The organism is Nocardia nepalensis (genome assembly GCF_048910785.1).
Classification (GTDB): Bacteria; Actinomycetota; Actinomycetes; order Mycobacteriales; family Mycobacteriaceae; genus Nocardia; species Nocardia nepalensis.
Map to the genome: position 1 here is coordinate 296687 of NZ_JBKBET010000038.1, position 14339 is coordinate 311025.

The following is a 14339-nucleotide window of genomic DNA, read 5'->3' on the forward strand; positions in this document are numbered from 1 at the left end:
GCGCTATTCTGCCCAGCTCGGTGGACGGCGCTGCAAGAAGGCCGTCATGCCCTCGAGCACCTCGGGGGTGCCGAAGAAGCTCGCCGAGCGGGTGGCCAGCTCCTCGGCGGAGCTGTCGAACTCGGCCAGGATGGCCGCGTTGACCAGCCGCTTGGCCTCGGCGAGGCCCTGCGGAGACCCTTTGCGCAGCTCCGCGCACAGCCGGGCCACCTCCGCCGCCGGATCGTCGGCGGTAACCGTGACCAGACCGATCTGCTCGGCGACGTCCGCACCGAACTTCTCGCCGGTCAGGTAGTACCGGCTGGCCGCGCGCGGGCTCAGCCGCGGCAGCAGGGTTAGCGAAATCATGAACGGCGCCAACCCGATTCGCACCTCGGTGAGGGCGAAACTACTGCCGGGACCGGCCACCACGATGTCGCACGCCGCCACGATGCCCATGCCGCCCGCACGCACATTGCCGTCGATCCGGGCAATGATCGGCTTCGGAGTTTCGACGAGTCTGCGCAGCACCCCGATCATCACGCGGGTGCGCTCATCGGCGGCCACCGCCGGATCGGCATTGCTGGCCTCACTGAGGTCCGCGCCCGCGCAGAACGTGTTGCCGGTATGCGCGAGGACGATACCGCGCACGGCGGGGTCGGCCGCCGCATCATCGAGGCCTTGCAGCAGCTCGGTCACCAATCGCGAGGAGAGCGCATTGCGGTTATGTGGTGAGTCGAGCGTGAGCGTCGCGAAGCCGTGCGCGACCTCGTACCGCACATACGGTGCGGTGGACGTTTCGGTCATCGAGCCTCCTGTAGTGGCATCCGGCCCCGCCCTCGTCGCCCGCGGGACGACGAGGGCGGGACGTCAGTAGGACTTCGGCAGGCCCAGCGAGTACTGGGCGACGAAATTCAGCACCATCTCGCGGCTGACCGGGGCGATGCGACCGATGCGTGATGCGGCGAGCATGGCCGCGAGGCCGTACTCCTTGGTGAGGCCGGCGCCGCCGTGGGTCTGGATGGCCTGATCGAGCGCCTTGATACTGGCCTCCGCCGCAGCGTATTTCGCCATATTCGCGGCTTCGGCGGCCCCCATCTCATCGCCCGCGTCATAGAGGGTCGCGGCCTTCTGCATCATCAGCTTGGCCAGTTCGACCTCGACCTTCACCGCCGCGAGCGGATGCGAAATACCTTGGTGCGCACCGATCGGCGTCTTCCACACGGTGCGTTCCTTGGCGTATTCGACGGCACGGTCAATGGCATACCGGCCGAGACCGACGGCCATGGCCGCACCCATGATCCGCTCCGGGTTGAGACCGGCGAACAGTTGCATCAGCGCGGCATCTTCCTTGCCGACCAGCGCATCCGATGGCAGCCGCACGTCATCGAGGAACAGCGTGAACTGGTGATCGGGCTCGATGATGTCCATTTCCTGCGGCGTCTTGACGAACCCTGGGGCATCGGTCGGCACGATGAACAGCGCGGGCTTGAGCTTGCCGGTCTTGTGATCCTCGGTGCGCGATACGATCAGCACCGCCTCGGCCTGGTCCACGCCGGAAATGAAGATCTTGCGGCCGTTGAGGATCCAGTCCTCGCCGTCGCGGCGCGCGGTGGTGGTGATCTGATGCGAATTGGATCCGGCGTCCGGTTCGGTAATGCCGAAGACCATCTTGCCGGTGCCGTCGGCGAGCTTGGGCAACCACTGCCGCTTCTGCTCGTCGGTGCCGTATTTGGTGATGATGGTGCCGCAGATGGCCGGGGAGACGACCATCAACAGCAGGCCGGCGCCCTGTGCCGACAGCTCCTCCATCACCAGCGACAGCTCGTACATGCCCGCGCCACCGCCACCGTACTCCTCGGGCAGGTTGACGCCGAGGAAGCCGAGTTTGCCCGCCTCGTCCCACAATTCGGTGAGCGGTTCGTTCTTGCGCGCCTTCGGCAGCACATAATCGCGGTAGCTGTATTTCGCGGCGAGCGCGGCCACCGCGGCCCGTAGCGCCTTCTGCTCTTCGGTTTCGATGAAACTCACTTAGTTCTCCTGGGTTTCGGTGGGATCGACGACGGCGAGCACGGCGCCGACATCGACCTGTTGGCCGACAGTGACATTGAGGGCGCTGAGCACGCCCGCGGCGGGCGCGGAGATGGTGTGCTCCATCTTCATCGCCTCCAGCCACAGAATCGGCTGGCCCTGTTCGACTGTGCTGCCGACCTCGGCGCCGATGCGAATCACGCTGCCCGGCATGGGCGCGAGCAGCGAACCGTGCGCCACCTGATCGGCCGGGTCGCTGAAGCGCGGCAGCCTGCGCACCGAGACCGGCCCGAGCGGCGAATCCACGCAGACCAGATCGCCGTAGCGGGCGATGTCGAATTGCCTGCGTACCAGCCCGCGTTCGCTCGCAATCGCGAGGATCACGCGTTCCGGCCCCGCCTGCACCAGTTCGAGGCCGTCGTGACCGTCTACCGTGACACCGTCGCGGGTGAACCGGTAGCCGATGTCATGTATTCCGCTGGTGCGGCTTTCGTACGACTTGTGCAGCGACTGCGACGGCAGGTTCCGCCAGCCAGCGGGCAGTCCCCCGCCGACCCTGGCCGCCTTCCGATTCGCCGCGGCGTCCGCGAGTGCGGCGGCGACGATCGACAATGCCTCATCGGCCTCCGAGGCCAGAGGCGCGGACAACGAATCCAGGCCATGGGTGTCGAAGAACGCAGTATCGGTATCTCCGGCGAGGAATGCGGGGTGGCGCAGCACTCGAACCAGCAGATCGCGATTCGTGACCAGGCCGTGAATCTTCGCCCGCTGCAACGCCGTTGACAGCAACCGTGCCGCCTCGCCACGCGTCTCGGCATAGGAGACGACCTTCGCCAGCATCGGGTCGTAGTGCACGCCGACAACCGAGCCGTCCACCACACCGGTATCCAGTCGCACGCCGGGCCGATCGAGTACATCGAATTCGGCTACCACCGAGGGGATATCGAACCGGTGCACCGTCCCGCTCTGCGGCTGCCACTCGTGCGCCGGATCCTCGGCATACAGCCGGACCTCGATCGAATGCCCACGCAGCGACGGCGGCACAGCAGGCAATTCGCCGCCCGCCGCCACCTCCAGCTGCAACCGAACCAGATCCAGTCCGGTGGTGCATTCGGTGACCGGATGTTCCACCTGCAGCCGGGTGTTCATCTCCAGGAAGAAGAATTCGCCCGCCTCGTCGGCGAGGAATTCCACGGTTCCGGCACCGGTGTAGCCGATCGCGCCCGCCGCCAGCCTGGCCGCCTCGAACAGCCGCTCGCGCATGCTCTTTCCATCGGCCATGCCCGCGGGCCCCGCGGTGTTACGCTCCGCTGCCGCCTCCGGTCCTGACGTGCGCATGGCGTCGATCCGCTCGACCAGCGGCGATGGCGCCTCCTCGATCACCTTCTGATGACGACGCTGGATCGAGCACTCGCGCTCGCCGACCGCCCAGATGGTGCCGTGCGTATCGGCCATGACCTGGACCTCGATATGCCTGCCGGTCTCCAGGTACCGCTCGCAGAACACCGTCGGATCGCCGAACGCGGATTCGGCTTCCCGTCGTGCGGCGGTGATCTGGGATTCGAGTTCGGCGAGGTCGCGCACCACGCGCATGCCGCGACCGCCACCGCCGGCGGAGGCCTTGATCAGCACCGGCAGGTGCGCCGCGGTGACCTCGGCCGGATCGAGTTCGGCGAGCACCGGGACACCGGCGGCGTCCATCATCTTCTTCGAGGCGACCTTCGAGCCCATCTGCTCGATGGCTTCCACCGGCGGGCCGATCCACACCAGTCCGGCCTCGAGCACGGATTGTGCGAATTCGGCGTTCTCGGAGAGGAATCCGTAACCGGGATGGATGGCATCGGCACCGGTGGCCAGTGCCGCCTCGATGATCAGTTCGCCGCGCAGGTAGGTCTCCGCAGGGGTGTTTCCCGGAAGGCGCACCGCCGCATCGGCTTCCGCGACGTGCGGTGCGGCGGCATCGGCGTCGGAGTAGACCGCGACCGTGCCGATGCCCATGCGACGGCAAGTGGCGAATACCCGACGGGCGATCTCACCGCGGTTGGCGACCAAGACATTCGTAACCGGCCCACCCGTCACCCGACCGCCACCCCTCACCGAATCGCTACGCGATGCTGGCCCACCCGTCGCCCGACCGCCACCCCTCACGGAATCGCTACGCGATGCTGTCAATTTTCGGCCCTCACATCCGGAAGACGCCGAAGCCCTCGGCGCCCTTGACTGGGGCATTGTGGATGGCGGACAACGCCATTCCCAACACCGTGCGGGTATCGCGGGGATCGATCACGCCGTCGTCGTACAGCCGTCCGGACATGAACATCGGCAGCGATTCGGCCTCGATCTGCGCCTCTACCATCGCGCGCATCCCGGCATCGGCCTCCTCGTTGAACGGAATGCCCTTGGCCTCAGCGGCCGCCCGGCCGACGATCGAGATGACACCGGCCAACTGCGCACCGCCCATGACGGCGGATTTCGCACTGGGCCAGGCGAAGACGAACCGCGGGTCGTAGGCACGACCACACATGCCGTAGTGCCCGGCACCGTAGGACGCGCCCATCAGCAGCGAAATATGCGGCACCTTCGAATTCGAGACCGCATTGATCATCATCGCGCCGTGCTTGATGATGCCCTTCTGCTCGAACTCCTTGCCGACCATGTAGCCGGTGGTGTTGTGCAGGAACAGCAATGGCGTATTCGACTGGTTGGCCAGCTGGATGAACTGGGTCGCCTTCTGCGACTCCTCCGAGAACAGCACGCCGCGCGCATTGGCGAGGATGCCGACCGGATAGCCGTGCAGTTCCGCCCATCCGGTGACCAGGCTGCTGCCGTAGAGCGGTTTGAATTCGTCGAAATCGGAGCCGTCGACGATGCGGGCGATCACTTCGCGCGGGTCGAATGGGATCTTCAGATCGGATGGGACGATGCCGAGCAGTTCTTCCTGGTCGTATCGCGGCTCGATCACCTCCGCGCGCGGAGCCGGACCCTGCTTCTTCCAGTTCAGCCGCTTGACAATGGAGCGGCCGATGCGGATCGCGTCCTGTTCGTCGACCGCCAGATAGTCGGCCAGACCCGAGACGCGCGCGTGCATATCCGCGCCGCCGAGCGATTCGTCATCGGATTCCTCACCGGTGGCCATTTTGACCAGCGGCGGTCCGCCGAGGAATACCTTGGAGCGCTCCTTGATCATTACCGTGTAATCGGACATGCCGGGTACGTACGCGCCACCGGCGGTGGAATTGCCGAAAACCAAGGCGATGGTGGGGATTCCGGCCGCCGAAGCCCGGGTCAGATCCCGGAACATCTGCCCGCCCGGCACGAAGACTTCCTTCTGCGTCGGCAGATCCGCGCCGCCGGATTCGACCAGGCCGATCACCGGCAGTCGGTTCTGCATGACGATGTCGTTCATGCGCAGGTTCTTGCGCAGCGTCCAGGGATTCGAGGTGCCGCCGCGCACGGTCGGATCCGGTGCGACGATCATGCATTCGACGCCCTCGACAATGCCGATGCCGCATACCACGCTCGCACCGACATGAAAGTCACTGCCCCACGCGGCAAGTGGGCACAATTCCAGGAACGGCGAATCCTCATCGATGAGCAGTTCGATGCGCTCGCGCGCGGTCAACTTGCCGCGCTTGCGATGCCGGGCCAGCTTATCCGGGCCGCCACCCGCGATGGCCTTGGCGAATTCGGCCTCGACCTCGGTGAGTTTGGCGGTCATGGCCTCGGCCGCGGCCGCGTATTCCGGCGATGCGGTATCGAGTGTGGTGCGTAGTGTCGTCAAGACTGGTACCCCAATCGTTTAGCCGCCAGTCCGGTCAGGATTTCCGTGGTGCCCCCGCCGATTCCGAGAATGCGGATATCGCGGTACTGTCGCTCGACCTCGGATTCACGCATATAGCCGAGGCCGCCGAACAGCTGCACGGCCTGATTGGCAACCCATTCGGCCGCCTCGACAGCGGTGTTCTTGGCGAAGCACACCTCGGCGATCAGATCGGTTTCGCCATCGGCGCTGCGCTGCACCACATCTCGGGTGTAGACGCGGGCCACGTCGATGCGGCGGGCCATTTCGGTCACCGTATTCTGCACGGCCTGCCTGCTGATCAGCGGGCGGCCGAAGGTCTCTCGGTTACGCACCCATTCGAGGGTCAGGTCCAGGCAGCGCTGTGCTTGCGAATACGCCTGCACCGCGAGGCCGACACGCTCGCTGACGAACGCACCGGCGATCTGATAGAAGCCGGAATTCTCCGGGCCGACCAGATTTTCGACCGGTACCCGGACATCCACATAGGACAGTTCCGCGGTATCGGAGGCGCGCCAGCCCATTTTGTCGAGCTTGCGGCTGACGGTGAATCCCGGCGTGCCCTTCTCCACCACCAGCAGCGAAATCCCGCCCGAGCCGGGGCCGCCCGTGCGCACCGCGGTCACCACGTAGTCCGCGCGCACGCCCGAGGTGATGTAGGTCTTCGCGCCATTGACGATGTAGTGGTCACCGTCGCGGCGCGCGGTGGTGGTGAGATGGCCAACGTCGGAGCCACCACCCGGTTCGGTAATGGCGAGCGAGCCGATCTTCTCCCCGGCCAGCGTCGGACGCGCGAAACGTTCGATCAGGTCCGCATTGCCCGAGGCGATGATGTGCGGCACCGCGATACCGCAGGTGAACAGCGATGCGAACAGGCCACCGGAACAACCGGCCTGGTGCATTTCCTCGCAGACGATCATGGCGTCGATGCCGTCGCCACCGGATCCGCCCGCGGACTCCGGGAATTGGATGCCGAGCAGACCGAGCGCTCCGGCCTTCTTGTGCAATTCGCGCGGGATCTCGCCGTCGCGCTCCCAGGCATCGAGGTACGGGAGGACTTCCCGCTCGGCGAAACCTCGTACGGTGGCGCGCAATTCGCGGCGCTCAGGGGTATTCCACGGACTCATAGCAACTCCAATGGGATATCGATATGACGCGAGCGCAGCCATTCGCCGAGCCCCTTGGCCTGCGGATCGAAGCGGGCCTGATAGGCCACGCCCTGTCCGAGCAGACCTTCGATAATGAAATTCACGGCACGCAGATTCGGCAGCACGTGCCGGGAGACGGTCAGCGGCGCGGCTTCGGGCAGCAACTGCTTGATCCGCTCGACCGTGAGCGTATGCGCCAGCCAGCGCCACTGTTCATCGGTGCGCACCCACACGCCGATATTGGCATTGCCACCCTTGTCGCCGCTGCGCGCCAGCGCGATCGTACCGAGCGGCGCGCGGCGAGTTTCGCTGGCGGGCAAGGGTTCCGGCAGCGCGGGCTCCGCGACCTCGGCCAATTCGTTGGTGTCCGACGCGGGCGCGATATCGACACGGGTGCCCTGCGGCAGCACGGCCGCGTGCGGCACCTCGGTGGCGTCGACGAAGCCCGGTGTGTACACACCGTACGGCGACCCGTTGCCGGGCAGACTGGTGAAACTGGTGCCCGGATAGCTGGCCAATGCCAGCTCTACCGCGACATTGGAGAAGGAGCGACCGACCTTGTTCGGATCCGGATCGCGAACCACACACCGCAGCAAAGCGCTTGCCTGCTCTTCGGTTTCGGCATCCGGCCGGTCCAGTCGCGCAAGTGTCCACGTCAGCTCCGCGGGCCGCACCGGCAGCCAGGACTCCAGCTGTCGTTGCGCCAGTGCGGCTTTCGCCTCGATATCGAGCCCGGTGAGAACGAACTCCATCTCGTTGCGGAAACCGCCGAGGGTATTGAGCGAGACCTTGAGCTGCGGCGGCGGGGCTTCACCGGTCACACCGCTGATCAGCACGCGATCGGGACCGTCCTGGCTCAGCTCGATGCTGTCCAGCCGAGTGGTGACGTCCGGCCCCGCGTAGCGCGCGCCCTGGATCTCGTACATCAACTGCGCCGCAACGGTATCCACCGTCACCGCACCGCCCGTGCCCTGGTGTTTGGTGATGACACTGCTGCCGTCCCTGCGCACTTCGGCGATCGGGAAGCCAGGGCGGCCCAGATCGGCCAGTTCGGTGAAGAACGCGAAGTTGCCGCCGGTGGCCTGGGTGCTGCACTCGATCACGTGTCCGGCCACCACCGCACCGGCGAGCTGGTCGTAATCGGTTCGCCCCCAACCGAAATGGGCGGCGGCGGGGCCGACGATCACCGAGGCGTCGGTGACCCGACCGGTGACCACGATATCCGCGCCCGCATTCAAACATTCGACAATGCCCCAGGCGCCGAGATAGGCATTGGCGGTCAGCGGCGACCCGAGGCCGAGTTCGCCTGCCCGGCTGAGCAAGTCGTCGCCCTCGACGTGCGCGACCTTGGCATCGAGTCCGAGATCCGCCGCGACCTTGCGCAGCTTCACGGCCAGACCGGCCGGATTGAGCCCACCGGCATTGGTGACGATCTGCACATTGCGTTCCAGCGCCAGTCCGAGGCAGTCCTCGATCTGACGGACGAAGGTCTTGGCGTAACCCAGGCTCGGATCCTTCATCCGGTCGCGGCCGAGGATCAGCATGGTCAGCTCGGCGAGATAGTCCCCGGTCAGCACGTCGAGCTGCCCGCCATCGAGCATCTCGCGCATGGCACTGAGCCGATCGCCGTAGAACCCGGAACAGTTGCCGATTCGGATCAGCTCCGGATCGGCGGCCAGCATACTCATCAGCTGGAAGGCCCTCCTGTGCGGCGAACCGTCCCGGCGCGCCGCGTTGCGCCGCCGGTGGAGTCCGCGTTCCGGGTCCAGCATCACACTCGATCCAGAAAAAAGCAAGCACGCGTGCTTGTTAATTGCACAAACCATGTGGCCGAGGAAGGGCCGCCCGGAGGACCGGGCAGAATGACCAGGTGGCCTCCGTCATCCTTTTCGCGCTGGCCGGATTCCTCCTGGGTGGCGCCTACTCCACCTGGAAGAGCGTCCGGCCACTCGCCATCGCCCTCGCGGTGCTCGGCGCCCTAGCCGCCGCCGGCGCGGTCGCCTGGTTGATGTAGCCGACAACCCACTCACCACCACGGAGCGAGTCTTACGAGCGACGCTCTCGGCCCGTCTCGCGTCCGCGCGAAGGCATGGCCATCGAATACAGCCGAGTGGCCGAAGCGTCAGTTCGCCGATAACCGGAAAATTCGCAGATCCTCCGGCACCCCGCTCAACGGTGCGGCGAAGAAGCTGCGTCGATACGGCTTGACCGAGAATCCGAGTTCCTCCAGCGTCTCCGGCGCCACCGACTGCAATGTCGCCTGCGACAGCATGGTGTTGCCATTGCCCCCGGCCTCCATCACCCGCGCGGCGATCGTCACGTCCACCCCGAGCCAGTCGCCGCCGATCTCCCGCGGCGAACCGGTGTGCAGACCGATCCGCATCTGCGGGCGGTAGCCGCGCACATTGACCTCGGCCAGATTGCGCTTGGCCTGCACCGCGGCGCGCAACGCGCGATCGGCCGAGGTGAATACGGCCATCACGCCGTCGCCCATGCGCTTGACCACCTGACCGCCCCGATCGGCGATCGGCGGCTCGATTGCCTTGGCAACCACCCGCAACAGTTCGAGGGTCGCCTCATCGCCAGCCGAGAGCGACCAACTGGAGAACGCCACCAGATCGGTGAACATCACAGTTATTTCTTCGCTACCTCGACCGCGGCCGACCCGCTCCAGCATGGCCTGCCAGACCTGCAGTGCGCCGAACCCGATTTCCCGGGCCGCGCTCGGCGTATCGCCGACCAACTTATCCGCGGCGCGGGCCACCGCGCGGGCGCCGCCGGGACCCGAAACCGACAGCGGGTCACCGAAAGACGGGTCACCCGGCAGCTGCTCACGCGCCTTGCGCAGGACACCGATGAGGTCCGGCCGCTGATTGGCGGCGTTCATCATTGCGGAGAGCTGCCCGCGACGCATTCCCGAACCGGGACGACGCGACGCACCGTCCTCGTCGACGGGCACCAAGGGTATGGACACCTCGGGCGCAACGCCGCCATTGTCCTCCGGCTCCGACGCGGGCTCAGCACCGCCGGAAGGTGTTTCGGTCACGCCCCGAGCGTATCTCAGCCGACCAACCGTCGGCGGGTTACTTATTGTCGCCACCTGGCACCCCTCGATCGGACTTAGCGGGCACTTCAGCGGGTCCGCAGATGGATAACTCACTGGTTGCTGACCCCGAGCGTAGCGAGCGTTGATTCCGGATGGAAGCGACCAGGACCACAGTTTCCGGGATGTTCACACGACGCCCGGATTGTCCCGAAAACGCGCATCGACCCGGTGTGGAAGGGGATTCGCACACCGGGCCGATGGCGCACCGTCCGCCGGGCAGTGGCGGATGGTGCACGGGCGCTCGGACCTCCCGACAAGGTCGGCGCCCATCACCCGAGTGGCGAGGGAGGGCAACTCGGGTAGCTCCTATCAGGCGTCGCGCTGGTTGACCACGAACAGCGCGGCGCCGAACACGATCGCGACGAAGGCGGCGTAGTAGACCAGGCCGCCCCACGGCCCCCAGTGCCAGTTCGCCATCGTTTCGTCGGCACGGTAGAAGTGGGTCGCATTCGCGAAGGGCAGGAACGGCTGCACATTGCGGCCGAAGCTGCCGAAGGCGCCGAGCAGCGGCTCGATCAGCAAGGGCCACAACACGATCAGCGAAATCGCCGCGGCCGATTGCCGGACCAGCACACCGATGCCGACCGCGAGGATCACACTGAGCAACGCGTAGATCGGGATGCCGTAGATCTCGCGCCAGGCGGCACCGCCGGAGAGCGTCAAATTGGTGCCCGCATCGCCACTGACCGCCTTGGCGATCGCGAATGCGGCGAAGGCGAGCACCATGGTGAGCACCGCGCCGTACACCCCGACCAGACCCGCCTTGGTCGCGATCACCTTCGCGCGATGCGGCGTCGCCTGGAACGTGGTCTTGATGATGCCGAAGCGGTATTCGCTGGTCACGGTCAAGGTGGCCATGATCATCAGGACCATCACGCCGAATCCGCTGATCCCGCCGACCGCCGCGGCGGTGGTCAGGTCGAACGCATTCTCCTTGCCCGATGAAGAGCGGGCCACCGCCGCGAACAGCGCGGCCAGGCCGAGGCCGAGCGCCACCACGATGGCCGAGCACCACCAGGGCGACCTGGTCGAGGTGAGCTTGATTCGTTCCGCCGCCAGCACGCCCATCAGAGCGCACCTCCCATCACCTGGTCGAAGCCTTCGCCGTGGTACTGCACCGCGCCGCCGGTCATCCGCATGAAGGCCTCCTCCAGCGAGGCCCGCTGCGGCGCCAGTTCGAACAGGGTGATGTCGTTCGCGCCCGCGAGCTTGCCGACCGTATCGCTGGTCACCCCGGCGACGACCAGTGCGGCGCCGTCCTGGTCCATCGCGCCGTCTTCGCGCACGGTCAGACCATTGGAGGTGAGCAGGCTGCGCAACTGCTCGAGCTGCGGACTGCGCACGCGCACCGACTGTTCCGAGGCGCGCTCGATGAATTCGTGTGTGGTCGAATCGGAGATCAGCTGACCGCGTCCGATCACGACCAAATGCTCTGCGGTCTGGGCCATTTCGGAGAGCAGATGACTGGATACCAGCACCGTCCGCCCCTCCGCCGCGAGCCGCTGCATGAACCGGCGGATCCAGAGGATGCCCTCCGGGTCCAGGCCGTTCACCGGCTCGTCGAACAGCAGCACCGGCGGATCGCCGAGCAGCGCGCCGGCCAGGCCGAGCCGCTGCGACATGCCGAGGGAGTAGCCGCCCGCGTTCTTGCCCGCCACCTCGGACAGGCCGACCAGCCGCAGCACCTCGTCCACGCGCGACATGGCGATGCCGTTGGAGGCGGCCATCCACTGCAGGTGCGCGCGGGCCGACCGGTTCGGATGCACCCATTTGGCGTCCAGCAGCGCGCCGACGGCACGCAGCGGATGGTCGAGCTCGTGATACGGCTTGCCCTGGATCAACGCGGTGCCCGCGGTGGGCTTGTCCAGGCCGAGGATCATCCGCATGGTGGTGGATTTACCGGCCCCGTTCGGCCCAAGAAAGCCCGTCACCTGTCCGGGTCGAACGGTGAAGGACAGATCTTGAACCGCGACGGTCTGCCCGAAATGTTTGGTCAGGCCCCTCAGCTCGATCATGGTGACCAGCTTTCCTCATCGCGCGCAAACGCGCGTCATTAAATGGTGCCGAATTCGATCATCCTCAGGGATGAGGAAGCCTCCCACCGCCCCAGGTGGTATTGGGGGATCACCCTGACGGGTGTTCCCCGTTAACAACCTCAGCGCGCCGGAGAGGACGCCTGCGCCCAGAAGCGCTTGGGAATGCGACCGGCCTGGCGGGCCAGGTGACCGGCGTGCACCGCGTCACGCATGGCGGCGGCCATCAGGGCGGGGTGCCTGGCTCGGGTGACGGCGGTGGCGAGCAGGACGGCCGAGCAGCCGAGTTCCATGGCCAGGGTGGCGTCGCTGGCGGTGCCGATGCCCGCGTCGAGGATGACCGGGACGCCAGCGGCGGCGACGATCATCTCGATATTGTGCGGATTGCCGATGCCGAGTCCGGTGCCGATCGGCGCGCCCAGCGGCATGACGGCGGCGCAGCCCGCGTCCTCCAGTCGGCGGGCCAGGATCGGGTCGTCGGTGGTGTAGGGCAGTACGACGAATCCGGCGTCGACCAATTGTTCGGCGGCGGTGAGCAATTCGATCGGATCCGGGAGCAGGGTGCGCTCGTCGGCGATCACCTCGAGCTTGACCCAGTTGGTGTCGAGCGCCTCGGCCGCCAGTTGTGCGGTGAGCACGGCCTCGGCGGCCGTGCGACAGCCCGCGGTATTGGGCAGCGGCATGATTTCCAGGCGTTTGAGCAGGTCGAGGACGCCGGTACCGCCGACGGCGTCGACGCGGCGCATGGCGACGGTGGTGAGTTCGGTGCCCGAGGCGACCAGCGCCTCCTCCAACACAGCCAGGTTTTCCGCGCCGCCGGTGCCCATGATGAGGCGGGAGCCGAACTTCTTGCCCGCGATCTCCAGTGCGCCAGCGTGCTCCAGTGCGTCAGCCACCCTGAACCGCCGTCAGCACTTCGATCTCCCAGCCGCGGCCGACCGGTTCGTCCCAGCGGGACTTCGGGAAGACCGCGCCGTCCACCGCGAGCGCGACCCCCTTGGACGGTAGCCCCAGGCGATCGAGAAGTTCACGCACCGTGAGCGATTGGGCGAACTCGTGGTCCTGCCCGTTCACGGTGACACCGATGGGGACCGAGATCGAGGTCATCGAACTCCTCCTGATGTGACCAGTGACGGCGGGTGCGCCGTCGAAAAACGATGAGGGTCGGCGGCCTTCGCGTCCGCGAGGGGCGCGCCGCCGAGCAGGCTCAGCACCGCGTCGACGGTGAGCGCGACGGCGAGCATGCCGTTGCGGCCGTGGCCGGTGGCGGCCACGATCCGGTCGGTGAGTCGCCCGATCAACGGCAGGTTGTCGGGGGTGCCCGGCCGGGATCCGGCACTGGCCTCGGCCAATTCGTATTCGCCGATACCGGGCAGCACCGCCTCGGCGTCGGCGATCAGGTCGCGGACTCCGGCGACGGTCACCGTCGTGTCGTAGCCCGCCTCGTATTGTGTTGCGCCGACGACGATTCCGTCCGGGCGCGGTACCAGGTAGACCTGCCTGCCGTGTACCCGCGCGCGGATGACGCGCCGAGGTGGCGGTGTCGCGCCCGGCCGATGGCGCAGGCGCAGGATCTCGCCCTTCACCGGGCGGACCGGAAGCTCCGGCCACAGCCGCGACGAGGTCGCGCCCGCGGCGAGCACGATCTGATCGTGCGCCAGCGCGTCCAGCGAATCGACCGTTTCGGCGCGCATTTCGACTCCCGCTGTCCCGCAAGCCTTTTGGAGCGCGGCGAGCAGTCGGCGGTTATCGATGGCGGGTTCGGCGGCGGCGCGCAGACCGGCACGCACGGTGCGTGCGAGCGTGGGCTCGAGCGCGCGGACACCGGCCCGGTCGAGCACTTCGAGTTCATGGCCGTGGGCACCGACCCACTCGGCCACCGTGCGCAGGTCGGCGGCATCGGCGCCGTCCAGCGCGACGGTCAACGTTTCGTCGGCCACGAATACCGATACGCCGGTCGCGGATTCGAGACGCGCGGCGAATTCGGGCCAGCGGGCCAGCGAGGCGGCGCCGAATTCGAGGACCAGGTCCTCCCCCGGCCAGCCTTCGGACAGCGGTGCGAGCATTCCCCCGGCAACCCAGGATGCGCCGGATCCGACGGCGGGATCGAATACGGTGACCGCCCAACCCGCCTCGGCCGCGCGCCAGGCGGCGGCGAGTCCGATGGCGCCGCCACCGACGACGGCCAGAGTCCGCATTACTTCCACCTGCCTCACTATTTTCATCCCCACGGTAGCGCGACT

The 14339-nt window shown here is 66.9% G+C and carries 13 protein-coding genes; 1 reads left to right on the forward strand and 12 read right to left on the reverse strand.

From position 1 onward, the window contains the following. Positions 1 to 3 precede the first annotated feature (3 nt). From ACHQ4I_RS35925 to ACHQ4I_RS35950, 6 genes are all read right to left on the reverse strand, one after another. Positions 4 to 786, reverse strand: coding sequence for an enoyl-CoA hydratase family protein (locus ACHQ4I_RS35925; protein WP_420776354.1), 783 nt, complete (start codon positions 784 to 786; stop codon positions 4 to 6). Between the two features lie 63 nt (positions 787 to 849). Further along, positions 850 to 2010: an acyl-CoA dehydrogenase family protein gene (locus ACHQ4I_RS35930; RefSeq protein ID WP_420776355.1), complete on the reverse strand. Its 1161-nt coding sequence runs from the start codon at positions 2008 to 2010 to the stop codon at positions 850 to 852. Then, on the reverse strand, positions 2011 to 4089 hold the full coding sequence (locus ACHQ4I_RS35935; RefSeq protein ID WP_420776356.1) for an ATP-binding protein: 2079 nt from the start codon (positions 4087 to 4089) through the stop codon (positions 2011 to 2013). 103 nt (positions 4090 to 4192) lie between these two features. Then, positions 4193 to 5791: an acyl-CoA carboxylase subunit beta gene (locus ACHQ4I_RS35940; RefSeq protein ID WP_420776357.1), complete on the reverse strand. Its 1599-nt coding sequence runs from the start codon at positions 5789 to 5791 to the stop codon at positions 4193 to 4195. Then, positions 5788 to 6936, reverse strand: a complete 1149-nt coding sequence (locus ACHQ4I_RS35945; protein ID WP_420776358.1) for an acyl-CoA dehydrogenase family protein — start codon at positions 6934 to 6936, stop codon at positions 5788 to 5790. Before ACHQ4I_RS35945 ends, ACHQ4I_RS35940 begins: the two co-directional genes overlap by 4 nt. Beyond that, positions 6933 to 8645, reverse strand: coding sequence for an acyclic terpene utilization AtuA family protein (locus ACHQ4I_RS35950; protein ID WP_420776359.1), 1713 nt, complete (start codon positions 8643 to 8645; stop codon positions 6933 to 6935). The genes ACHQ4I_RS35945 and ACHQ4I_RS35950 overlap by 4 nt, the downstream gene beginning before the upstream one ends. Positions 8646 to 8827: 182 nt before the next feature. Here ACHQ4I_RS35950 and ACHQ4I_RS35955 point away from each other — a divergent pair, with 182 nt between their 5' ends. Next, positions 8828 to 8971, forward strand: a complete 144-nt coding sequence (locus ACHQ4I_RS35955) for a hypothetical protein (protein WP_420776360.1) — start codon at positions 8828 to 8830, stop codon at positions 8969 to 8971. 108 nt (positions 8972 to 9079) lie between these two features. On the opposite strand, the gene ACHQ4I_RS35960 is transcribed toward ACHQ4I_RS35955, so the two are convergent. The 6 genes from ACHQ4I_RS35960 to thiO form a co-directional block, all read right to left on the reverse strand. Next, positions 9080 to 9871 (reverse strand): adenylate/guanylate cyclase domain-containing protein, encoded by a 792-nt coding sequence (locus ACHQ4I_RS35960; RefSeq protein WP_420776622.1) that lies wholly within the window; start codon positions 9869 to 9871, stop codon positions 9080 to 9082. Positions 9872 to 10372: 501 nt separating this feature from the next. Then, complete coding sequence (locus ACHQ4I_RS35965; protein ID WP_420776361.1) at positions 10373 to 11131, reverse strand: ABC transporter permease; 759 nt, start codon at positions 11129 to 11131, stop codon at positions 10373 to 10375. Continuing rightward, entirely contained in the window at positions 11131 to 12078 is a 948-nt protein-coding gene (locus ACHQ4I_RS35970) for an ABC transporter ATP-binding protein (RefSeq protein WP_420776362.1), read from the reverse strand. Before ACHQ4I_RS35970 ends, ACHQ4I_RS35965 begins: the two co-directional genes overlap by 1 nt. A 140-nt stretch (positions 12079 to 12218) precedes the next feature. Further along, on the reverse strand, positions 12219 to 12980 hold the full coding sequence (gene thiG / locus ACHQ4I_RS35975; RefSeq protein WP_420776623.1) for a thiazole synthase: 762 nt from the start codon (positions 12978 to 12980) through the stop codon (positions 12219 to 12221). 4 nt (positions 12981 to 12984) lie between these two features. Next, positions 12985 to 13203, reverse strand: a complete 219-nt coding sequence (gene thiS, locus ACHQ4I_RS35980; protein WP_330250870.1) for a sulfur carrier protein ThiS — start codon at positions 13201 to 13203, stop codon at positions 12985 to 12987. Beyond that, positions 13200 to 14294, reverse strand: coding sequence for a glycine oxidase ThiO (gene thiO, locus ACHQ4I_RS35985; RefSeq protein WP_420776363.1), 1095 nt, complete (start codon positions 14292 to 14294; stop codon positions 13200 to 13202). Before thiO ends, thiS begins: the two co-directional genes overlap by 4 nt. Positions 14295 to 14339: the final 45 nt, after the last annotated feature.